Origin of the sequence: Hyphomicrobium sp., from assembly GCF_009026145.1 — a bacterium.
In the GTDB taxonomy this organism is placed as follows: Bacteria; Pseudomonadota; Alphaproteobacteria; order Rhizobiales; family Hyphomicrobiaceae; genus Hyphomicrobium_A.
Genome location: NZ_WBUE01000041.1, coordinates 1 through 22,765, shown reverse-complemented (window position 1 = coordinate 22,765; position 22,765 = coordinate 1). Strand labels below are relative to the sequence as shown.

Genomic DNA, 22,765 nt, shown 5'->3' with positions numbered 1-22,765 from the left:
ATCGCCGGCCGCGGCCGCCGCACAAGCCGCCGCGGCGGCAAGAGCGCCGATCGACCGCTCCAAGTACGAGACTGTCACCACCCGCGAGCAGCTGGAGGAATGGATCACGCGTGCATACGGCGCGGGACACGTCGCCTTCGATACCGAGACGACATCGATCGATCCTATGCAGGCCGAGCTCGTCGGCTTCTCCATGGCGGTGGCGCCGGGCGAAGCCTGCTACGTGCCGCTCGGCCATCGCGCCAGCGCCGGCAGCTTCGACTTCGGCACGCACGACGGCGTCGTGCAGATTCCGGTCGTCGAGGCGTTGGCGCTTTTAAAGCCGCTGCTCGAGGAGCCGTCGATCCTCAAGATCGGCCAGAACATCAAGTTCGACCTCAACGTGCTCGCCCAGCACGGCATCCGCGTGACGCCGATCGACGACACCATGCTCATGTCGTACGCGCTCGATGCCGGCAAGTGGCCGCACGGCATGGACGACCTCGCCATGCGCCACCTCGGGCATGCGTGCATCTCGTTCGAGCAGGTGATCGCGCACGTGCCCGGCAAGAAGAAGTCCGAGCGCACCTTCGCGCAGGCCCCGCTCGACAAGGCGACCGAGTACGCCGCCGAGGACGCCGACGTCACGCTGCGGCTTTGGATGATCCTCAAGCCGCGGCTCGTGGCCGAGCGCCTTACGACCGTCTACGAGACGCTTGAGCGGCCGCTCGTTCCCGTGATCGCCGAGATGGAGCGCGCCGGCATCCGCGTCGACGGGGCGATCCTGTCGCGTCTGTCCTCCACCTTCGCGCAGGGCGTCGCCCGCCTCGAGGAGGAGGTGAACCGCCTTGTCGGCCACAAGTTCAACCTCGGCTCGCCCCGCCAGCTCGGCGAGCTTCTATTCGAGCGCCTGCAGCTGCCCGGTGGCAAGCGCACCAAGAGCGGTCAGTGGGAGACGCGCGCCGGGCTGCTCGACGATCTCGCCGCCAACGAGGAGCTGCCCGACGACGCGCGCAAGCTCATCAACACCATGCTCGAGTGGCGCCAGCTCACCAAGCTGCGCTCGACCTACACCGACGCGCTGCCCGCTTACGTGCATGGCGGAACGGGGCGCATCCACACCTGCTACTCGCTCGGCGCCACGACGACGGGGCGGCTGGCCTCGTCCGAGCCCAACTTGCAGAACATCCCCATCCGCACCAAGGAGGGGCGCGAGATCCGCACCGCCTTCATCGCCGAGCCGGGCAAGAAGCTGATCTCCGCCGACTACAGCCAGATCGAGCTGCGCGTGCTCGCCCACATCGCCGACATCCCGCAGCTGCGCAAGGCGTTCGACGAGGGCCTCGACATCCACGCCATGACCGCCTCCGAGATGTTCGGCGTCCCCGTCGCCGGCATGCCGGCCGAGGTGCGCCGCCGCGCCAAGGCGATCAACTTCGGCATCATCTACGGCATCTCGGCCTTCGGGCTCGCCAACCAGCTCGGCATCTCCAAGGAAGAGGCGGGCGCCTACATCAAGACCTATTTCGAGCGCTTCCCGGGCATCCGCGCCTACATGGACGAGACGAAAAAGCGCGCTCACGAGAGGGGCTTCGTCGAGACCATCTTCGGCCGCCGCATCCACTACCCGGAAATCAACACCAGGAACCCGAGCATGCGCGGCTTCCTGGAGCGCGCCTCGATCAACGCGCCGATCCAGGGCTCGGCCGCCGACATCATCCGCCGCGCCATGGTGCGCATGCCGGGTGCGCTCACCGCCGCCGGCCTCAAGTCGGCGAAGATGCTGCTGCAGGTGCACGACGAGCTGGTGTTCGAGGTCGGCGAGGCGGAGATCCCCAATGCCCTGCGCACGGTGAAGACAGTCATGGAGGGCGCGGCTCTGCCGGTGGTCAAGCTCAAGGTGCCGATCCACGTCGACGCCAAGGCGGCCGACAACTGGGAAGCCGCGCACTAGCGCAATCAGCCGCGCTTATATTGCAGCCAAGAAAACGCGATTGGCTCTTATGTGGGCGCTTGCCTACATAATCGTCACAGGCCGGATGAATGGTCGTCCGGTCATAGAGGAGGAAGCAACATGAAGGTTTGGAGCAAGCCGGCCGTGCGCGAGCAGGAAGTTGGCCTCGAGGTCACCTCGTATATGCCGGCCGAGATCGACATCATCTAACTGTCGATTTCGTCCTCAGGACGGGCAAGCGGCGGTCCTTACGGGCCGCCGTTTGTTTTTGGCGCCAGCGTTTTCAGGAAGGCGATGATGCGCTGGCGGATGGCGGGATCGGATACGCCGCCGTAGGGCGGGCTCATGCCGTTGCCGGGGATGACGGCGCCGGGGTCGGCGATCCACTTGTCGAGCGTCGCCTCGTCCCAGGTGATGCCGGAATCTTTCAGCGAGTCCGTGTAGCCGAAGCCGGGCTCGATTCCCGCCTTGCGCCCCACCACGCCAAAGAGTGATGGGCCCAAGCGGTTATCACCCTTGATGAAGGAATGGCACTCGCGGCAGTGGTCGTTGAAGGTGATCTCGAGGTCGTCGTCGGCCGCGTCGGCACCGGCCACCGGCAGCAGGCCGAGCGCGGCGGCGGCAATCCAAGAAGAACGACGCATCGGCAACTCCATTGGCGGGAGGCCCGCCATGGGGTCGAGACTGCCGGAGAGAGCCTAAGGTCGCCCTAAGAGGACCCCCTACACCGGCGAGACGGCGAGCGCGGGGTGGTGCATGCGCCGGGCCGTACGGCCGGTCGGGATGGCGCCGCGCTCGTACTCGATGGTACGGATGAACTCGCGGATGCGCGGCTGGATCTCGGTGCGCCAGCGCGTGCCGTTGAAGACGCCGTAGTGGCCGACGCCCTCCTGCACGTAGTGCACTTTCTGATCCTCGGGGATGTTGGTGCACAGATCGTGCGCCGCCTGCGTCTGGCCGATGCCGCAAATATCGTCGCGCTCGCCCTCGATGGTGAGCAGCGCCGTGTCCTGGATGGCCGCGCAGTCGACGCGCACGCCCCGGTGCATCATCGTGCCTTTGGGCAGGGCGTGGTCCTTGAATACCGTCTTCACCGTCTGCAGGTAGAACTCGGCGGTCAAATCCATGACGGCGAGGTACTCGTCGTAGAAGTCCTGATGCTGCTTGACCGAGTCGCAGTCGCCCTTGACGAGGTTGTTGAACAGATCGACGTGCGCATTCATGTGCCGCTCGAGATTCATGGTCATGAACCCGGTGAGCTGCATGAAGCCCGGGTAGACCGGACGCATGAATCCGGCATGTGGGAACGGCACCGTCGAGATGACGTTGCTCTCGAACCACTCGATCGAGCGCCCTTCAGCCAGCTTGTTGACGCCGGTCGGATTGCGCCGCGTGTCGATCGGGCCACCCATCAGCGTCATCGACGCCGGCTGGCACGGATCGTCGATCGAGGCCATGTGGGCGACCGCTGCCAGCACTGGCACCGCCGGCTGGCAGACGCCCATGACGTGCGTGTCGGGACCCAATACGCGGACGAACTCGATGACGTGGTCGATGAAATCGTCGAGATCGAAGCGCCCCATGGCGAGCGGGATGTCGCGCGCGTCGATCCAGTCAGTTATGTACACCTCGTGCTCGGGCAGCATCGCCCTGACGGTGCCGCGCAGCAGGGTCGCGTAGTGCCCCGACATCGGCGCCACGATCAGCACCTTGGGGTCGTAGCGCTTGCCGGTCAGCACCGTCTCGTCGCGGCGGAAGTGCAGCAGATTGCAGAACGGCGTCGAGGCCACGATGTGCTCGCGAACACCCACTTGGACGCCGGCGACGTGGGTCGACCGCAGCCCGAACTCCGGCTTGCCGTAGCGGCGTGTGACGTTCTCGAACAGCTCGCACGCCGCGGCGAGGTGACGGCCATATGGCGTGCTGGCTACTGGATTGAGGGGCCAGTCCAGCATGCTGCGCAGCCCGCTGACGCCGAGGCGGAGCGGGGAGAGCACGCTGTGGGCGAATTCATAAGCGTAGTAGTGCATCGCCGTGCCTTCTGCTGCGGTGCAGCAAGTGCGGGTGCAGTGCGGGCCAGAAGTATGGCCATGGCATCGCCAGAAATTACCACACAGCTGTCAGAGCCGGGGCCGATAATATAGGGTTTCACCAGCTATGCTGTTCCCTTTCGGACACTTTCGACTGGCCGTTGCGGCCGAGTTGTCGCAACCATAAAGCGTCAAATTGGCCCATCGCGCGCCGCAATGCACCAAAAGCGCCCTTTTGCGGGAGTTGCTGTGCCTCCATCTAGCTGGGGGGCGCCGAATTTGCCCTCACCGATATCCACGAGCCATTCGAGGCCGACATGACGAGCACAAGGCCGCCTGGCAGGGGCTCACCACCAGTTCCCCGCCGTGATTCGCTCGGCGAGGGCCGCCATGCACCTGGCGCCTATGGCGCCGATCGGCGCCGCCCGGCCCCCGCGTCCTCATCGCCGCTGATGAGCATCCTCCTCTACGGCGGCGTGGCGCTGCTCGCGCTCGGCGTAGGCGCCGCCACCTTCTTCATCATGTCGCCGCCGACCGACTACATCCGCCGCGAGATCATTGCGCGGGTGAAGGCGGAGACTGGACGTGACCTGCGCATCGCGGGGCCGACATCGTTCACCATCTTTCCCTCGCTGGGTCTGAGCCTCAGCGACGTCTCGCTCTCGACCCCGCCTGGCATGGGCGGCGAGCCGTTCGTCAAGATGGCGAGCTTCGACGTCGGCGTGCGGCTGATGCCGCTGCTGCGCCAGGAAATCGTGGTCGACCGGGTCGAGCTCAACGAGCCGGTGTTCTCGCTGCGCGTCGACAGCAACGGCCGCAGGAGCTGGGATTTGGCCTCGCTCCACGTGCCGCTTCGGTTCGCACGCGCCGATGCCGCCTGGCCGCGGCTGTCCGAGCTCATCGTCAGCCCCGCAAAGGCCGCCGAGCACCGCGAGATTGCCGCGGTGTCGCTCGACGACATCCGCATCACCAATGGTGCCGTGCGCTACAACGACGAGCGCAGCGGCGCCTGGGGCCGCTTCGACGGGCTCAATGCGCAGTTCTCGCTGGCGGCGATGGACGAGCCGTTGACAGGCAGCGGCAGCCTGGTGGCGGAGGGCGAGACCTTCGAGTTCAAGAGCACGCTGACCACGCCGGCCGAGCTTGCGCAGCAGCGACCCGCCAAGCTGGCGCTCACGGTGTCGGGCATGCCGCTCACCTTCAGCTACGATGGCACTATCGGTCCCAACGACGGCGCCGGGACCATCACCGCTAGCTCGCCCTCGCTCAGCGCGCTCGCGCATTGGTGGGGCAACGAGGTGTCGCCGGAAGTAGGTGCGGGAGAGGTGGCGTTCACGGCGCGACTGAATGCGACGCAAACCAGCGTGCATCTCTCCGACATCGATCTGAAGGCCGGACGCACGACCGCCAGCGGCACGGTCGGTTTCGAGGAGCGCCAAGGCGCCCGCCCGCACGTGGCTGCCGATCTGAAGATCTCGGGGCTCAACGTCGCCGAGCTGCCGCTCGGAGCCGAGCTGCGCGCCGGCAGGGGCGGCTCCGCCGTGCCCGCGCCGACGCCGCTCAGCCTCGAGCCGCCGGTGCCTGCCCCGCCAGCCTCCGAGCCAGACTCGATCGAAGACCTTCTCAATCGGCCGGCGAGCCCGCAGGTGAAGGGCTACACGCAGCGTGCCGGCTGGAGCAATGAGCCGATCAACATCAAAGCGCTGGGCCTCGCCGATGCCGACGCGCGCCTCGCCCTCAGCGAGGTCACTTACGGGCGCACCCGCATCGATGCCGCGCAAGTCACGGTGGGCGTCAAGGATCTCATCGCCAAGGTGACGCTGTCCGAGCTGCGCCTCTACGACGGCAGCGGCCACGGCCTAATTACCCTCGATGCCTCGGGCAGCGACGCCGCGTTCACCTCGGACGTGGCGCTGTCGGGCATCTCGGCACGGCCGCTTTTGCGTGATGCCGCACAGGTCGATTGGCTCGCTGGCAACGCCGATGTCGCCTGGAAGGTAAGCGGGCACGGCACGACCGAGGCGGACATCGTGCGCTCGCTCAACGGCACATCGAGCGTCGCCCTGCGCGACGGCGCGGTTATCGGCTTCGATCTCGGCGGCGCCATGAGCGAGCTGTCGGAGGGCAGCATTCCGAGCTTCGCCCTCGACGCCGCCAAGAAGACGGACTTCCGCTCGCTGACCGGCACCTTCGCCATCGCCGACGGCATCGCCGCCAACAACGATCTGAAACTCGACAGCCAGCATCTGCACGCCTCCGGCGACGGCACCGTCGACCTGCCGCAGCGCGCGCTCGACTACACGGTGCGCCCGAAGCTCGTCGCCAATCTCGGCGGCGACGGCGGCGAGCAGAATGCGGTCGGCATCGAGGTGCCGGTGCGCATCACCGGCTCGTGGGAGCAGCCCGCGCTCTCTCCCGACATCGAAGGTGCGATTAACAATCCGAACACGGTCGACGCTGTGAAGCAGATCGGCAAACAGCTCAAGGGCAAGAAGGCCGGGGAGATCGTGCAGGATCTGTTTGGCAAGGGCGAGGACGGCGGCCCGTCGAAGGCAGAGAAGCTGCTTGACAGCCTGTTCGGCGAGGAGTGATCGGCGCCGCGCGGACGTCGTATGTTGTGCTCGCGAAGCCGTCGGGTGCCAGCTGAACCTGCCTCGATGAGAACCGCGCGAGCGTGCGGCGAATTTTTTTGCCCGCGGGGCAAATTTTTTCTTGCGTAGGGGGGGTGTGTGCCTCATATGACCCCTCTCCGTTCGTCCACCTGCCCTTAAGGTCGAGGTTTTCCAGAAACCCCAAAGGTAAGGAGCGGACGGGTCACCTCTATCTGCTGGTTGGGGAGGGTCATATGGCCTTTAATGACACCCTCTTCCAATTGGGGATGGACTTGACTCGTTCAAGCACCGCCCAAGAGGAAGATCGTCGTGTAGCTGCGCCTGTAGCGCACGAAGACAGGAAGGACTTCTTCATCGAGCGTGATGGGATGCGTTATGCCGGCACCCACCTCTTGGTGGATTTGTTCGGCGCCCGCCGTCTTGATGATCTCGAGCACATTCAGAGTACGCTCAAGCGATGCGTGGAGGTGGCAGGAGCAACCCTGCTGCACATCCATCTGCACCACTTCACGCCCAATGGCGGCGTGTCGGGCGTCGCGGTGCTGTCGGAGAGTCATATCTCCATCCACAGCTGGCCCGAGGCCGACTATGCGGCTCTTGACGTCTTCATGTGTGGAGAGGCTCAGCCGCACAAGTGCATCGAGATCCTGCGCGAGGCTTTCAGCGCTCGTGACGTGCTGGTGAAGACTCACCATCGCGGCTCGGAACTCGAGGAGCTGAAGTGGCGGGCGGCGCGCTCCAAGCAGGCGCCGGTGCGTTTGAAGGGCGCGAAGCGGTCGAAGCGCGCGGCTTGAGCGCCGCGGAATGGCCCTCCCCGCCCTTCCGGTCACGTTTCCGCCTTGTCCTTGGGCGACGCAGTAGCGACAATGCTGCTGCGTCGCCGGACCGGATTCGGCGTGTGGTCGGCTTCTAGCGCAGGGAACGATCGACTTGATTCGCGCCCTTATCACCCTGGCTCTTTCCGCGCTTCTCATGGTGCGCGCGCTGCCGGCTTCCGCGCAGGATCAGGGCCTCGGCGGCAGCTTTATTACGCCCTTTCCCGATAACGATGTTTACCAGGTTCAAATCGTCGGCGACTGGCTGGCCGAGGGCCTGCTCAGCGGCCTCGTCGAGGCCTTCACCGTCGGTCCGGGCGTCTCGATCTCGCGCAAGCGCTACGACCTCGCCGGCCTGATGCGCAACAGTGCGCCGAACGAGCTTGCCGAGATGGAGCAGACCTTCGGCACCGATCCGAGCCACATCGCCATCGTCATGGTCGGTGCTCAGGACCGCTACAGCCTCAATCGCCGGCGCGCGGCGGAAAACAATGACGCATGGCGCACCGAGTACGCTGCGCGCGTCGACCGCCTCATGAAGCTGCTGAAAAAGAACAATCGCGCGGTCTACTGGGTGGGCATGCCCAATATGCGTCGCTGGCAGGACAACGAGCGCGCGCAGCGGATGAACGACGTCATTCGTGAGCGTGCCTACCTCAACGGCGCGCGCTACATCGATGCCTACGCAAGCTTCATCGACGAGAACGGCGGCTACAGCGATTGGGGACCCGACGTCACTGGCAAGATCCGGCGACTGCGTGACAGCGACGGGGTGCACTTCACGCAGGCCGGCTATCTGAAGCTGGCGCATTTCGTCGAGCGCGAGCTGAAGCGCGACATCGCTCAGGCGCGCACCGAGCGATCGATACCTCTGGCCGGCGATCCGGCGGAGCAATCGCGCGTCAATCCCGACAAGGTGCGCCTCAGGGCCGAGTCGGCGCGCGCCGAGGCGCAGGCGAAGGCTGCCAAGGGCGGTGTCGCGGCGCCCGCGGCCAACGCTTCAGCCGACGGTGCCAAGGACCAGAAGCTGGAGACAGGCAAGGTCGACATCCGGGTGCTGGGCGCCGAGGGCACCGAGCAGATCGTGACGGTCGAGATCGTCCGGCCGGCGATACCGGCCTCCGTCGTTGCCCTGGTCACGCGCAAGCAGAGCAACGACAAGGCGGCGCAGATGGGCGACGTGCTCGTGGATCAGATTCCCGGCGGCCTGACCGTGATGAGCTCGATCGTGCCGCCGCGCGGCGCCGACGGCACCCGCCGGCGACTGTCGCCGACGCAGAGCCCGTATTTCCGCGTGCTGGAGAAGGGCGAGCGCCTGCCCTCCAAGCCCGGCCGTGCGGACGATTTCACCTGGCCGCGTCCGCAGTTCACCGCCGAGGTTCGCAGCGAGCCGCCGCCGGTTGCCGAAACCGGCGCATCATCGCGCCAGCGCTGATCGTCCTGTCACCGCCGCAACGGTACGCTTTTTGAAGCAGGCCGCGTAACTCGTGCGCTGCGCCGCTGACCAGAGCCGGGCGGTCGATTGCACCTGACTGCGGCCACAGGGCGCAAAAGTGGTTCGCTGTTACCTACGGAACAATCGGTCGTAGGCGAGACGGATAGACAGCAACCTTCTCAAGCTCTTGCCAACAAGGAGATGCGCATGCGTAGCAACGTGCCGCAGCTAACTTTGCTCGCCGGCCTGGCGGCGAGCGGCCTGGTTCTGTCGCGCCTACCCACAGCCGCCGCCGACGACGTGAAGGCCATTGCGATCGTCAAGAATGCCGACGGCAAGTTCGTGTTCACCGATACGAACGCCAAGATCAAGGAGGGCCAATCCGTCAAATGGGTGGCCGTCGACTCGGGCGTCACGCATCAGCTGGTTCCCGATTCAGAAGGCGATGCCCTGACGGACACCGGGGCATTCGACAGCACGAGCTCGCCCAACCAGAAATTCGCAACGCCCGGCACTATCCATTATCACTGTGCCATTCATCCCAAGAGCATGCGCGGCACGATCAATGTTGCTGCGACCGATGCACCGGCCGAGGAGGCGAAGTCCGAGCCCAAGGCTCAAGCCGAGCAGCCGGTTGAGGAAGCTCCGGCTCCGAAGAAGCGCAAGGCCAAGCCTTCGTACGGGTACGGCTATTGAGGTTGGTGAGCGCGAGGATGCCTCGCGCTCCCTTTCCGTTGCGGCCACGAGATCCGGCAGAGGGTCAGCGCGGCAGCGCGCTCTTGCCCATGAGGAACTTGTCGATCGATTGCGCCGCCTGCCGCCCTTCGCGGATCGCCCACACGACGAGCGACTGTCCGCGGCGGATGTCGCCGGCGGCGAACACCTTGGCCTGGCCCGGCACCTTGTAGTCGCGCTCGTTGGCGTCGAGGCCCTTGAAACGGCCGCGCGCTACGACGGGCAGGCTCAGCTCCTTGACCACGTCGTCCTCGATAGGGCCTGAAAAGCCCATGGCGAACAGCACGAGGTCCGCATCAAGCTCGGCGTCGGTGCCAGGAATCGGCTGCAGCTTAGAGTCGACGTGCACGTAGTGCAGCTTCTTGACCTTGCCGTTCTCGCCGGAAAAGCCGGTGGTCGAAACCGAGTACTCGACCTTGGCACCCTCTGCCTGGCTGGTCGAGATGCGCAGCTTCAGCGGCCAGTTGGGCCACGACAGCGCCTTGTTCTCCTTCTCCGGCGGCATCGGCATGATTTCGAGCTGTGTCACCGACTTGGCACCCTGGCGGAACGAGGTGCCGATGCAGTCGGAGCCCGTGTCGCCACCGCCGATGACGATGACGTGCTTGTCCTTGGCCAGGATGTCCTTGGCGCCGGTGATGGCGGGAGGCGTTTCGCCGGCGACGCGGCGGTTCTGCTGCGGCAGGAAATCCATGGCGAAGTGCAGCCCGTCGAGGTCGCGCCCCTTCGAGTTGGTGAAGAAGTCGAACGGCTGCTCGGACCCGCCGGTGAGCAGGAGCGCATCGTAGCTGTCCTCGAGCTCCCTGGCCGATACCGTCCTGCCCACGTGTGCGTTGCAGTGGAAGGTCACGCCTTCCGCCTCCATTTGCTTCACGCGGCGGTCGATGATTCCCTTCTCCATTTTGAAGTCGGGGATGCCGTAGCGCAGCAGCCCGCCGGGCTTCGCGTTCTTCTCGTAGACATGCACGTCGTGGCCGGCGCGCGCCAGTTGTTGCGCGGCGGCAAGTCCCGCCGGACCGGAGCCGACGATGGCGATGCGCTTGCCCGTTTTCCTCTCGGGCGGCTGCGGCGCGATCCAGCCTTCCTCGAAGGCGCGATCGGCGATGGAGCATTCGATGGTTTTGATGGCCACCGGCACGTCATCGATGTTGAGCGTGCACGCGGCCTCGCATGGCGCCGGACAGATTCGCCCCGTCACCTCGGGGAAGTTGTTGGTCGAGTGCAGGTTCAGCGCCGCCTGTTTCCAGTCGCTGTGGTAGACGAGGTCGTTCCAGTCGGGGATCTGGTTGTTGACCGGGCAGCCGGTGTGGCAATAGGGGATGCCGCAGTCCATGCAGCGCGCCGCCTGGACCTTCGTCTCCTCCTCGCTCAGTGCTTGCACGAATTCACGCCAGTGCTTCACGCGCTCGGCGACCGGGGCGTACTTGCGCTCCGCCCGCCTGAATTCGAGAAAGCCCGTAATCTTTCCCATACCCGCTCCCTATTCGCGGCATCGAGCCCGTGGCTCCGACGCCGTTGCCTCGGCCATCATTTCATGGAGAGGCGAAATTCTTCAAGCCTTGGCCACCTTGAGGCCGATCTCGATCTTCTCGAGGCCGTCCTTGTCGGCCGCCTGCGCCTTGGCCATCTGGACGAGGGCCTTGCGGTACTCGACCGGCATGACCTTCTTGAACTTCGGCATGTACGTACGCCAGTCGGCGAGGATGGCTTTCGCCTTCGCCGAATTGGTGTAGTGCGCATGCCGGGCGACAAGCGCATAGAGGCGCTCGGCATCGTTCTTGGTCATGTCGCTCATGACCTCGACCAGGCCATGGCTTTCAAGGTCGCCCGCCTGTCCCATCAGGCGCTCCATCAGCTCTTCCTCGGCCTCGACCGGCTCCAACTCGACCATGGCCATGTTGCACTTTTGCTCGAAGTCGCCCGCCTCGTCCAAGACATAGGCGATGCCACCCGACATGCCGGCCGCGAAGTTGCGACCCGTCGGCCCGAGCACGACGACAACGCCGCCGGTCATATATTCGCAGCCATGATCGCCGGTACCTTCGACGACCGCCGAGGCGCCCGAGTTGCGCACCGCGAAGCGCTCGCCGGCGATACCGCGGAAGTAGCACTCGCCGGTGATGGCGCCGTACAGCACCGTGTTGCCGACGATGATGCTGTCCTCCGGCTTGATGCTGGAGATGGCATTGGGGCGCACGATGATCTTGCCACCCGACAATCCCTTGCCGACGTAGTCGTTGCCCTCGCCGACGAGATCGAGCGTCACGCCGTGCGCCGTCCAGGCGCCGAAGCTCTGCCCGGCGGTGCCGGACAGCGTCAGCCAGATGGTGTCCTCGGGCAGCCCGGAATGGCCGTAGCGCATGGCCACCTCGCCCGACAGCATGGAGCCGGCGCTGCGATCGGTGTTCTTGATCGTCAGCTCGTGCTTCACCGGCTTCTTTGTCTCGAGCGCCGGCTGGCACAGCTCGATGAACTTGTTGTCGAGCACCTTGTCGAGGCCGTGGTCCTGCTCCTCGCAGTGATAGACGGCCACCGACTTCGGCATGCGCGGCTTGTAGAAGATCTTCGAGAAGTCGAGACCCTTGGCTTTCCAATGCTCGATGGCACGGTCCTTATCGAGCGCCTCGGTCTGTCCGATCATGTCGTCGAACTTGCGGTAGCCGAGCGCCGCCATGTACTCGCGCACCTCCTCGGCGACGAAGAAGAAGTAGTTGATGACGTGCTCGGGCTTGCCCTGGAACCTGGCGCGCAGCACCGGGTCCTGCGTGGCGACGCCGACCGGGCAGGTGTTGAGATGGCACTTGCGCATCATGATGCAGCCGGCGGCGATGAGCGGCGCCGTCGAGAAGCCGAACTCGTCCGCGCCGAGCAGCGCTCCGACGATCACGTCGCGCCCTGTGCGGACGCCGCCGTCGACCTGCACGGCGATGCGGCCGCGCAGGCGGTTCAGTACCAACGTCTGATGCGTCTCGGCGAGGCCGATCTCCCATGGGCTGCCGGCGTGCTTGATGGAAGTGAGCGGCGAGGCGCCGGTGCCGCCCTCGAAGCCGGAAATCGTCACGTGATCGGCGCGCGCCTTGGCGACGCCCGCCGCCACCGTGCCGACGCCCACCTCGGAGACGAGCTTCACCGACACCTGACCCTTCGGGTTGACGTTCTTCAAATCGAAGATGAGCTGCGCCAGATCCTCGATCGAGTAGATGTCGTGGTGCGGGGGTGGCGAGATGAGGCCGACGCCGGGCGTCGAGTGCCGCACCTTGGCGATCACCGCGTCAACCTTGTGGCCAGGCAGCTGGCCGCCCTCGCCGGGCTTGGCCCCCTGCGCCATCTTGATCTGCGCCATGTCGGAGTTGACGAGGTACTCCGTCGTGACACCGAAGCGGCCCGAGGCGACCTGCTTGATCGCCGAGCGCATGGAGTCGCCGTTGGGCAGCGGCTTGAAGCGGTCGGCCTCCTCGCCACCCTCGCCGGTGTTGGACTTGCCGCCGATGCGGTTCATGGCGATGGCGAGCGTGGTGTGCGCCTCGCGCGAGATGGAGCCGAACGACATGGCGCCGGTCGCGAAGCGCTTGACGATCTCGGCCGCCGGCTCGACCTCCTCGATCGGCACCGGCTTGCGGCCGAGCGCCTCCGCCGAGCGGATGCGGAACATGCCGCGCATGGTCATCAGCTGCTCGGACTGGTCGTTGATCTGCTTGGCGAACGAACGGTACTTGTCGGGGATGTTGCCGCGCACCGCATGCTGCAGGTCGGCGACGACGCTGGCGCGCCACACGTGCGCCTCGCCGCGCACGCGGTAGGCGTACTCACCGCCCACATCGAGCGCGTTCTCGAGCACCGGCACGTTGCCGAACGCGGCGGCGTGGCGGTCGACCGTCTCCTGCGCGATCTCGCGCAGGCCGATGCCCTCGATCTGCGTGTGCGTGCCGGTGAAATACTTCTTCACGAAGCTCGAGCGCAGCCCGACGGCGTCGAAGATCTGCGCCCCGCAGTAGGACTGATAGGTCGAGATGCCCATCTTGGCCATGACCTTGAGGATGGCCTTGCCGATGGCCTTGATGTAGCGCTTCTTGACCTCTTCGGCGGTGATGTCCTCGTCGAGCTCGGGCAGCATCTGCTCGAGCGTCTCGAAGGCGAGATACGGGTTGATCGCCTCGGCGCCGTAGCCGGCGAGCGTGCAGAACTGGTGCACCTCGTTGGCTTCTCCCGTCTCGACGACGAGACCGACCGAGGTTCTGAGGCCCTGCTTGATCAGGTGATGGTGCACCGCCGACGTCGCCAGCAGCGACGGAATGGGAATGCGGTCCGGCCCGACAGCGCGGTCGGACAGGATGACGATGTTGTATTCCTTCGAGCGCACCGCTTCCTCGGCCTCGGCGCACACGCAGTCGAGCGCCGGCGCCATGCCCGCCGCGCCCTTCTCGGCCGCATAGGTGATGTCAAGCGTGATGGAGGAAAACTCGTTGTCCTTCACCTCGCCGATCTGGCGGATGCGCTCCAGGTCCTCGTTGGTGAGGATCGGCTGATAGACCTCGAGGCGCTTTTGCTTCGAGGTGCCTTCGAGGTCGAGGATGTTCGGCCGCGGCCCGATGAACGACACGAGGCTCATGACGAGCTCCTCGCGGATCGAGTCGATCGGCGGGTTCGTCACCTGCGCGAAGTTCTGCTTGAAGTAGGTGTGCAACAGCTTCGATTTCGACGACAGCGCCGAGATCGGCGTGTCGGTGCCCATGGAGCCGACGGCTTCCTGGCCGCTTTGCGCCATTGGCATCATGAGTAGCTTGATGCTTTCCTGCGTGTAGCCGAAGGCCTGCTGCAGATCGAGCAGCCCCACGTTCGACTTCTTGGTCGACGCGCGGTCCTTCGGCAGCGGCAGGTCGGATACGAGGATCTGCGTCCGCTTCAGCCAGGTCTCGTAGGGGTTGCTGGCGGCGATCTCGGACTTGAGCTCCTCGTCGGAGATGATGCGACCCTTCTCCAGGTCGATGAGCAGCATTTTGCCCGGCTGCAAACGCCACTTCTGGACGATCGTCTCCTCAGGTACGGGGAGAACGCCCGCCTCCGAGGACATGACGACAAGGCCGTCCTTGGTCACGAAATAGCGGGCGGGCCGCAGGCCGTTGCGGTCGAGCGTGGCGCCGATCTGGCGGCCGTCGGAGAATGCCATGGCGGCCGGGCCGTCCCACGCCTCCATGAGACAGGCGTGGTACTCGTAGAAGGCGCGCCGCTTGCGGTCCATCAGCGGGTTGCCGGCCCATGCTTCCGGGATGAGCATCATCGCCGCATGGGCCAGCGAGTAGCCGCCCATGGCCAGAAACTCGAGCGCGTTGTCGAAGCAGGCGGTGTCGGACTGGCCCTCGTAGGAGATCGGCCACAGCTTGGAGATGTCCTCGCCATAGAGCGGCGAGGAGACGGATGCTTGGCGCGCCGCCATCCAGTTGACGTTGCCGCGCAACGTATTGATCTCGCCGTTGTGGGCGACCATGCGATAGGGATGCGCCAGCTTCCAGGACGGGAAGGTGTTGGTCGAGAAGCGCTGGTGGACGAGCGCCATGGCCGAGACGAAGCGCGGGTCCGACAGGTCGGTGTAGTAGGCCTTCACCTGGTAGGACAGGAACATGCCCTTGTAGACCAGCGTGCGGGAAGACAGCGACACCGTGTAGTGCCCGATGTCGCGGTTCTTGTAGGCTTGCTGGATGGAGTTGGAGACGATCTTGCGCGTCAGATAGAGGCGGCGCTCGAAATCGTCCTGGTCGAGGATCGTCGACGGACGGCCGATGAACACCTGCCGGTGCACCGGCTCGGTGGCGACGACCATCTCCGACAACGAAGAGTTGTCGACCGGTACGGAACGCCAGCCGAGCAGCTCCAACCCCTCTTCCTTGACGATACGTGTCCACACCCGCTCGCAATGCGCGCGCAGGCGCTCATCACGCGGCATGAAGATGTGGCCGACGGCATAGCGGCCCGGCGGGGGCAGCGTGAAGCCCAGCTTGCGGCACTCTTCCTTCAGGAAGTCGTGCGGGATCTGGATGAGCATGCCGGCACCATCACCCGCCAGCGGATCGGCGCCCACGGCGCCGCGGTGCTCGAGGTTGGCGAGAATCTTGAGTGCGTCGGAGACGATCTGGTGCGACTTGCGGCCCTTGAGGTCGGCGATGAAGCCGACGCCGCACGCGTCGCGCTCGTGCGCCGGGTCGTAAAGCCCCTGCGCCGGCGGTGTCGCGAGGCCCTCGAAGACCTCGGCTTCGCTCATCTCTTCAGTCTTCGTCATACTGCGACCTCGGTGACGGGACGCTGCAGCGTGTAAATATGCTCAGTTCGGACGGATCGGCGAGCCGCGAAAGACCGATTGATCGACCTCAGGCGGCGTTAGTCAAGAACGTCAGAACGAAGCGGAGCGGTATTGCGGGCGATGCTGCCGGGGCGCGGCATGGACCAGCCGGCCACGCATGCAGGTTCACCAAAGCGCCGCATCTTTACAAACACCTCGCTCGTTCCTGCCGCTCATGGCAACAGCCAGGGCGCCCGTTAGGTGGCCCCGGCCGCAATCCATAAAGGACAGGACTACTGACCTTTCGGCCGAGCTTCGCAGATTTCTTCTGCACGCACAAGCATCAACCCGCCACTATCGGCGCCGTGGATGGACAGCAAAAGGCGGCCGCCGCGGATACGGCGACCGCCCATGCTTGGCAGTAAACGAAAGCCGGATGGCTTACGCGGTTGCTTCGATCTGCTTCGGGGCAGCCGAGCCAATCGAAACCGTACGCGGCTTCATGCGCTCGGGCAGATTGCGGACGAGGTCGATGTGCAGGAGGCCATCGCTGAAATCGGCGCCCTTCACCTCGACGTGGTCGGCGAGCTGGAAGCGGCGCTCGAACGAGCGCGCGGCGATGCCGCGGTGCAGGAAGACGCGCTGCTTGTCGTCAGGCTTCTTCTCGCCGGAAACGACCAAGGTCTGCTCTTTGACCTCGATCTTGAACTCGTCCTTGTTGAAGCCGGCGACCGCCATGGTGATGCGGTACTCGTTATCGCCGAGGCGCTCGATGTTGTAGGGCGGGTAGCCGTCGGTGTCGAAACCGCCGACACTGTCGAGCAGCTGGGCCAGGCGATCAAAGCCGACCGTCGAACGATAAAGGGGGGCAAAATCAAACTGTCGCATGACATATCCTCCATGGTTGAGCGACATGCATTGCGCCTGCCGGAACGGCCAGGCGATCTTTACAGCGCGCACCCCCGCAGGGCGTGCGCCAGCTTCTATTTAGGTGGAGTCGACTGACCTTCAAGACTGCCTGGCGGCGACAACCCCAGCGTCGCAAGTGACGTTAAGGCAACGAAAAACCGGGCCGCCTTCAGGTCCGGTTCATGTTGCAGGCGGCACCCTGCCGGGGCTTTGGGAAGAGCCACAACCAGCCGGTTCGAGGAGTTTCACCATGCCAGCGTACGCCCGTCTTGCCGCGGCATTTGCGCTTGCCGTGTCTGTCGCCGCCTTCGCCCTTCCAGCCCTCGCCGCCGACCTCTACGAGCCGCCCTACGACGAGTACGGCGAGGGCCCGCCGCCGCACGATCGCTACGCCGACGTGCCGGACGATTTCGAGCCGCCCTATCCGCCGCCGGCCTACGCCGAACGCGGCTGCGTCCCGCGCGAAGTGGCGCGTGACCGGCTACGGGCGGCGGGCTGGCGCGGGTTTCACGCCGTCGAACCGCATGGCAACGTCGTCCTCGTCAAGGCGCGCCGGCCCTCCGGACGCCTGTTTGATCTGACCATCGACCGCTGCAGCGGCGAGGTCGTCGATGCCCGGCCGATCTACGGCCGCCGGCTGGGGCCATACGCCTGGGGGCCGCGGCGCCACTGGGCACCCTCGTACTGAGCCCTGCGAGCTTAGCCGGCTCCATCGTGGCCGCAACGCTCCGCCGCCTGTATGCTGGCGGCGAAGAGTCGGCGAACGCCTGAGGGGGGCGCGATGGAACTGGTATCGCTAGCCAAGAATCCGGTTCCGAGCGGGGGAACCGTTGGATCCTTTAGGGGATATGACGGCGCCGAGTTGCGCTATGCGCGCTGGGACGCCACGCGCCTGCCGCGCCGCGGAACCGTCTGCCTGTTCGGCGGCCGCGCCGAGTTCATCGAAAAGTACTTCGAGGTCATCGCCGATCTGCGGCGGCGCGGCTTTGCTGTCGCCACCATGGACTGGCGCGGCCAGGGCGGCTCGCAGCGCATGCTGTCGAATCCCCGCAAGGGGCATGTGCGCGGTTTCTGGGAGTACGACCGCGACCTCATTCGCTTCATGAAGGATATCGTGCTGCCCGACTGCCCGCCGCCATTCGTGGGGCTGGGGCATTCGATGGGCGGCGGCATCCTGTTGCGCAACGCGACGATGCCCGGGCTGTGGTTCGAGCGGATCATTCTTTCCGCCCCGATGATCGCCATCAACGAGAACTGTCTCGGCACGACGGCCTCGCGCGCCCTCACCTACGCCGAGATCGCCTCGATGCTCGGCATGTCGACCGCCTACGTCGTCGGCGGCACGGACGGGCTCTACGCCGAGCATAGGTTCGAGGGCAATTCGCTCACCTCCGACCACGAGCGCTGGCAGCGTACCAAGGCGGTGCTCGATCTGGCGCCTTCGCTGGGCATCGGCTCCCCGACGGTCGGATGGTTGCGGGGCGCCCTGCGGTCGTGCCGCATGCTCGGGGCTGCCGACTTTCCGGCGCGCATCAACGTGCCGCTTTTGATGTTCGCGGCCGGCAACGATGCCGTCGTCTCGACCCGGGCGATCGAGGATTTTGCCGTGCGCGCCAAGGTGTCGTCGTGCATCCTCATGCCGGGTTCGCAGCATGAGATCCTGCAGGAGACCGACGCCGTGCGCACGCGCTTCTGGGCGGCGTTCGATGCCTATCTCGGCGTCGAGATGAAGGTCGCCTAAGCCGATCCTCTAGCGGCACAACACGGCCAAGGCCTGCTCGTGCAGGCGCGCATCGCCGGCCGCCACGACGCGGCCACCCGCCGTCGCCGGCTTGCCGTCCCAGGTAGTGATGCGCCCGCCGGCCCGCTCGATGATGGGGATCAAGGCGACGACGTCGTAAGGCTTCAGCCCGGCCTCGACGACGAGATCCACAAAGCCCGCCGCCAGCAGGCAATAGGCATAGCAGTCACCGCCGTAGCGCGTCATGCGCACCAGCGGCTTCAGCCGTGCGAAGGCCTCCGCCTCGCTGCCGGGCTCGAACAGGTCGGGATGCGTCGTCGTGAGGATCGCATCGGCCAGCCGGGCGCATGAGCGTGTCCTGATGCGCCGCTCGCCATCAGCCGTGCGCACATAAGCGGCATCGCTTCCTGACCAGAAGCGCTCGCGCGTGAATGGCTGGTCCATGAGCCCGAGCACCGGCGCGTCGCCGTCCATCAGGCCGATGAGCGTGCCCCACATTGGCCAACCCATGATGAAGGCGCGGGTGCCGTCGATGGGATCGACAACCCAGCGTAGCCGCGCGTCCGGCCGCGTCGTGCCGTGCTCCTCGCCGATGAAGCCGTGTTCGGGCCAGCGCTTGGCCACCGCCGCCGCGATCACCTGCTCGGCCGCCTCATCGGCCGCGGTAACGGGGTCGAAGGAGCCGTCGGGGCCTTTGTTGCTGACGTCCAGCGGGGCACGAAAGTACGGCCGGATGGCCGCGCCGGACGCGTCGGCGAGGACATGGGCGAAATCTATGAAGTCTTGCAGAGCTGGCTGCGCCTGTTTTGTCACAGTATTGTCTCGCCCGAATGAAGTCATCGCCCAATAGAACTAAGCTCATTGCGGACATAAGTGCATAAGTTGCAGTGCGCACGCCTCATAAATGTGGCCGCCAATCAATAAGTGTTGCCGACTGGCGACAGATTACCAGCAATGCGCGGAGATCCGGCTGTCGTTGGTTGATGGCAGCCGCGAAGCGGCTCATATCTCGATAGCGCGGTGGCGCTGGTCGATCCAGACTACCGTTAGCCCACTTGGGCGTTTCCTCCCTAGACTTGGGCCGTTCGTCCTCCGAACGGCCTTTTTTCGTGCGCTACGCGCGGCCGCCCCGAGCCCCTGATTTCGGAAGGGCAGCTCTGCAAAAAATGCATTTGAAATTGCTGCGACGCACCAGTAGCTTTTGCGATGCGACATCGCGAGCCCAGCTCGTTTGTCGTAGCCCTCCTTGGGCGTTTCCTCCCTAGACTTGGGCCGTTCGTGACCCGAACGGCCCTTTTTTCTTGCCTGCCGCGATCAGGCGCGGCGGAGCCGAGCGACGAAACGCATTTCCCCTACTTTCCCCTGGCTAGAAGATCCTGCCTGCGATGGCTACGACGGCGCGAAATTTGTGCGTCGCAGCATGAAGGATTTGCATAGCTTAGCAGCTGCCGCAACGCTCACTCGGCGGCTGCCCGGTGCTCGAGCAGCGCCGGCAGATCGTTGAACAGTGGCGCTGCCAGGCTCTGCAGATCTCTCTGCAACTCGTCGAATCCGGCCGTCGGGCGTAGCGTCAGCTCGTCCAGATAGAGGCCGCGGTTGATCTCGATCTGCACCGCGTGCACGTCGCGCGCCGGCCGCCCGTAGTGCTCGGTGATGTACCCGCCCGCGTATGGACGGTTCATGTGCACCTCATAGCCGAGCCCGGTGAGCACATCTTTGAGGAAGCGGGTGATCTTGCAGTCGGCCGAGGCGCCGAAGCGGTCGCCGAGCACGATATCGGGGCGCGGGCCGCCGGCCGGCGCCATCGACGCCGACGGCATCGAATGACAGTCGATGAGGATGGCATAGCCGAAGCGGTGGCGGGTCGTTTCGATCAGATCGCACAACGCCGCGTGGAACGGAATGTAGAGTTGCCTGACGCGCGCCAGTCCCCAGGCGAGCGGTAGCTTGCGGGGGTAGATTTCCTCCCCATCGGCGACGATGCGGGCGATCGTGCCCAGGCCGCCGACAACGCGGACCGATTGCGTGTTGGCGAAATCGGGAAGCGGCTCCAAGAACAACTCCGGGTCGAGCTCGTAGGGCTCGCGGTTCACGTCCAGAAAGGCACGCGGAAAGCGTGCGGCGATCAGCGGCACACCGGCTGCGGCAACCGGAGCGAACAGGTCGTCGACGAAGCAATCTTCCGACTTCCTGAGGGAGAGTGGCCCCAAGCGCGACAACTCGACAAAGCTGGCCGGATACGTCCGCCCGGAATGGGGAGAGCAAAGGACGAAAGGTGCGGCCTGAACTTCTGGCGCGCTCACGATGTACGGCGGCAACAGCTCCGCAGGAATTGGGGGACCGTCCGGCGCGGGCATGCTTCTTGCGATGTCTCTCTCCGACTGCTCGAACGCTGGCAGCGGCTCCACTGGGCTGGTGTGACGGCGCTCGAAACTGAAACATCGCACCGCCGGGACAATGCGTCTCAATGCACGCCATCGCCCTTGCTCACTGTGCCAACGTCGTCTCAATATGTCCACCGGGGGACGGTAAGGGTGGAGGCCTCGTTGGTGGAGAGAGCGAGGTCGCCACGGCTTGCCGGGGCACGCTTCACCTCCCGTTTACCATAGTCGCACCACAGTCGAGCCAGCGCCCGTCGCCGGCAGACGCGTCGAACGGATAGTTCCAGAGTAGCCATGACCGCAAAGCCTTCAAGCGTAACGATATCTCGTATTCTGCTCGCCGAAGACGACGACTCGATGCGAGGCTTTCTGGTGCGGGCGCTGAAAAAGGCCGGCTATGACGTCATCGCTTTCCCGAACGGCGAGGAGGCCTTCGAGCGGCTGAAGTCGGAGCCGTTCACCCTGCTGCTTACCGACATCGTCATGCCCAAGATGGACGGCATCGAGCTGGCCCGCCGCGCCAGCGAGCTCGACCCCGACCTCAAGATCATGTTCATCACCGGCTTCGCTGCCGTCATCCTCAACAGCGATTCGGCGGCCCCCAAGGATGCGCGGGTGCTGTCCAAGCCGTTCCACCTCAAGGACCTGGTGCGCGAGGTCGACCGCCTGCTGGCGGCCTAAAGGCGCAGGGCCGGCCCATCAGGGCTGTTTCAATCAAGTGTTGACCTTAGCGGGGGCGACCGCATAGAACCGCGCCTCTGGGGCGCGTAGCTCAGCGGTAGAGCACTACGTTGACATCGTAGGGGTCACAGGTTCGATCCCTGTCGCGCCCACCATCATTTGCCATCGGTGTTGAGATGAAAGTCCGGAACTCGTTGAAATCGCTGCGCGCTCGTCACCGCGCCAACCGCCTCGTGCGGCGCAAGGGCAAGGTGTACATCATCAACAAGGTGCAGCGCCGCTTCAAGGCGCGCCAGGGCTAGGCGCAACTTCGCCGCGCTTTGACGCTTCCATGGCCGCATCCTATGTTTGCCGGATGCGCCGCATACCTCGTCTCGCACTTGCCGCCGCCGCCGGGCTCTTGGCCGTGGCTACGCCTGCTCTGGCCCAGGATGATCCGCGGGGCATTCCGGCCCCGGGTCTCGACGCCGAGGGCTTGAAGCCGCTGCCGGCTCCACACAACAACCTGCCGCCAGTTCCGGCGCCGCCCGGAGCGGTATTTCCGTCGGCGAAACCGAAACAGGAAGGCGCCAAGCCGGTCCCGCAGGATCGCGACGCGCTGCTCGCCGAGCTCTACACACACCTGGCACAAGCGCCCGACGCCTCGCAGGCCGCGCCCATCGCCGAAACCATCGAAAGCCTATGGCTGCAGTCGGGGAGCGATACCATCGGCGTGCTGATGGCCCGCTCGGCCAAAGCCATCAACGAGCAGAACAACGACCTCGCGCTGCAGTTTCTCGACGCCGTGGTCGAGCTGGCACCGGACTATGCCGAAGGCTGGAACCGGCGTGCGTACGTATTTTTCCTGCAGAACAACTACGAGGGCGCCGTCGGCGACCTGCGGCGCGCTTTGGCGCTCGAGCCCAACCACTTCAAGGCGCTCGAAGGGCTGGCGCGCATCCTGCGCGACTCCGGTCAGAAGAAGAGCGCGCTGCAGGCCTATAAGCAGATCCTCAAGATCAACCCGTTCCAAGAAGGCGCCAAGCAGGCCGCCGAGGAATTGTCGGTCGAGGTCGAGGGCCAGGGGATCTAAAGCCTAGCGGCTTGGCTCGATTGAACCGCTCCGGGTTTGTCGGAGGCTCCAGATCTTGAGAGATTGGAGCCATGGAGAATCACCAGACATCCCGCAAGTTCTCGCCGGAGGTGCGTGAACGCGCCGTCCGGATGGTGCTCGAGCATC

The 22,765-nt window shown here is 65.3% G+C and carries 18 protein-coding genes and 1 tRNA gene; 12 read left to right on the top strand and 7 right to left on the bottom strand.

The window, feature by feature from the left end:
* Together polA and pqqA are read left to right on the top strand one after the other, a co-directional pair.
* A partial coding sequence (gene polA / locus F9K20_RS20115; protein ID WP_291006231.1) for a DNA polymerase I occupies nt 1-1,933 on the top strand: 1,933 nt, incomplete at its 5' end.
* 120 nt (nt 1,934-2,053) lie between these two features.
* The gene (pqqA, locus tag F9K20_RS20110) at nt 2,054-2,143 is read left to right on the top strand and encodes a pyrroloquinoline quinone precursor peptide PqqA (protein WP_068459738.1); all 90 of its coding nucleotides are present in this window, start codon (nt 2,054-2,056) and stop codon (nt 2,141-2,143) included.
* Nucleotides 2,144-2,181: 38 nt separating this feature from the next.
* On the opposite strand, the gene F9K20_RS20105 is transcribed toward pqqA, so the two are convergent.
* Together F9K20_RS20105 and F9K20_RS20100 are read right to left on the bottom strand one after the other, a co-directional pair.
* On the bottom strand, nt 2,182-2,577 hold the full coding sequence (locus tag F9K20_RS20105) for a cytochrome C (protein WP_291006228.1): 396 nt from the start codon (nt 2,575-2,577) through the stop codon (nt 2,182-2,184).
* A 78-nt stretch (nt 2,578-2,655) separates the two neighbouring features.
* Nucleotides 2,656-3,963 (bottom strand): polyhydroxyalkanoate depolymerase, encoded by a 1,308-nt coding sequence (locus F9K20_RS20100; RefSeq protein ID WP_291006225.1) that lies wholly within the window; start codon nt 3,961-3,963, stop codon nt 2,656-2,658.
* 317 nt (nt 3,964-4,280) lie between these two features.
* Between F9K20_RS20100 and F9K20_RS20095 the strand changes: the two genes are divergently transcribed.
* From F9K20_RS20095 to F9K20_RS20080, 4 genes are all read left to right on the top strand, one after another.
* A complete protein-coding gene (locus tag F9K20_RS20095; protein ID WP_291006222.1) occupies nt 4,281-6,554 on the top strand; it encodes an AsmA family protein in 2,274 nt (757 codons plus the stop codon).
* Nucleotides 6,555-6,808: 254 nt separating this feature from the next.
* The gene (speD, locus tag F9K20_RS20090; RefSeq protein ID WP_291006220.1) at nt 6,809-7,369 is read left to right on the top strand and encodes an adenosylmethionine decarboxylase; all 561 of its coding nucleotides are present in this window, start codon (nt 6,809-6,811) and stop codon (nt 7,367-7,369) included.
* A 136-nt stretch (nt 7,370-7,505) separates the two neighbouring features.
* The gene (locus F9K20_RS20085; protein WP_291006217.1) at nt 7,506-8,825 is read left to right on the top strand and encodes a GDSL-type esterase/lipase family protein; all 1,320 of its coding nucleotides are present in this window, start codon (nt 7,506-7,508) and stop codon (nt 8,823-8,825) included.
* A gap of 207 nt (nt 8,826-9,032) precedes the next feature.
* A complete protein-coding gene (locus F9K20_RS20080; protein WP_291006214.1) occupies nt 9,033-9,521 on the top strand; it encodes a plastocyanin/azurin family copper-binding protein in 489 nt (162 codons plus the stop codon).
* Nucleotides 9,522-9,585: 64 nt separating this feature from the next.
* Here F9K20_RS20080 and F9K20_RS20075 read toward each other — a convergent pair whose 3' ends face one another.
* The 3 genes from F9K20_RS20075 to F9K20_RS20065 all read right to left on the bottom strand — a co-directional run bounded on the left by F9K20_RS20075 (nt 9,586) and on the right by F9K20_RS20065 (nt 16,722).
* Entirely contained in the window at nt 9,586-11,031 is a 1,446-nt protein-coding gene (locus F9K20_RS20075) for a glutamate synthase subunit beta (RefSeq protein WP_291006211.1), read from the bottom strand.
* 81 nt (nt 11,032-11,112) lie between these two features.
* Nucleotides 11,113-15,816, bottom strand: coding sequence for a glutamate synthase large subunit (gene gltB, locus F9K20_RS20070; protein ID WP_291006234.1), 4,704 nt, complete (start codon nt 15,814-15,816; stop codon nt 11,113-11,115).
* 459 nt (nt 15,817-16,275) lie between these two features.
* Nucleotides 16,276-16,722: an Hsp20 family protein gene (locus F9K20_RS20065; RefSeq protein ID WP_291006208.1), complete on the bottom strand. Its 447-nt coding sequence runs from the start codon at nt 16,720-16,722 to the stop codon at nt 16,276-16,278.
* Between the two features lie 271 nt (nt 16,723-16,993).
* Between F9K20_RS20065 and F9K20_RS20060 the strand changes: the two genes are divergently transcribed.
* Both F9K20_RS20060 and F9K20_RS20055 read left to right on the top strand, forming a co-directional pair.
* On the top strand, nt 16,994-17,431 hold the full coding sequence (locus F9K20_RS20060) for a hypothetical protein (protein WP_291006205.1): 438 nt from the start codon (nt 16,994-16,996) through the stop codon (nt 17,429-17,431).
* Nucleotides 17,432-17,524: 93 nt separating this feature from the next.
* A complete protein-coding gene (locus F9K20_RS20055; protein ID WP_291006202.1) occupies nt 17,525-18,484 on the top strand; it encodes an alpha/beta fold hydrolase in 960 nt (319 codons plus the stop codon).
* Nucleotides 18,485-18,493: 9 nt separating this feature from the next.
* Here F9K20_RS20055 and hisN read toward each other — a convergent pair whose 3' ends face one another.
* Together hisN and F9K20_RS20045 are read right to left on the bottom strand one after the other, a co-directional pair.
* A complete protein-coding gene (gene hisN, locus F9K20_RS20050; RefSeq protein ID WP_291006199.1) occupies nt 18,494-19,297 on the bottom strand; it encodes a histidinol-phosphatase in 804 nt (267 codons plus the stop codon).
* A 644-nt stretch (nt 19,298-19,941) separates the two neighbouring features.
* Nucleotides 19,942-20,841 (bottom strand): N-formylglutamate amidohydrolase, encoded by a 900-nt coding sequence (locus F9K20_RS20045; RefSeq protein WP_291006196.1) that lies wholly within the window; start codon nt 20,839-20,841, stop codon nt 19,942-19,944.
* Nucleotides 20,842-21,159: 318 nt separating this feature from the next.
* On the opposite strand from F9K20_RS20045, the gene cpdR reads away from it, so the two are divergent.
* The 4 genes from cpdR (at nt 21,160) to F9K20_RS20025 (ending at nt 22,618) form a co-directional block, all read left to right on the top strand.
* Entirely contained in the window at nt 21,160-21,546 is a 387-nt protein-coding gene (gene cpdR / locus F9K20_RS20040) for a cell cycle two-component system response regulator CpdR (protein WP_291006193.1), read from the top strand.
* An 80-nt stretch (nt 21,547-21,626) separates the two neighbouring features.
* Nucleotides 21,627-21,701: transfer RNA gene (locus tag F9K20_RS20035), tRNA-Val, on the top strand.
* 21 nt (nt 21,702-21,722) lie between these two features.
* Nucleotides 21,723-21,848: a type B 50S ribosomal protein L36 gene (ykgO, locus tag F9K20_RS20030; protein WP_291006190.1), complete on the top strand. Its 126-nt coding sequence runs from the start codon at nt 21,723-21,725 to the stop codon at nt 21,846-21,848.
* A gap of 29 nt (nt 21,849-21,877) precedes the next feature.
* Nucleotides 21,878-22,618: a tetratricopeptide repeat protein gene (locus tag F9K20_RS20025; protein WP_291006187.1), complete on the top strand. Its 741-nt coding sequence runs from the start codon at nt 21,878-21,880 to the stop codon at nt 22,616-22,618.
* The last annotated feature ends 147 nt before the right edge of the window (nt 22,619-22,765 follow it).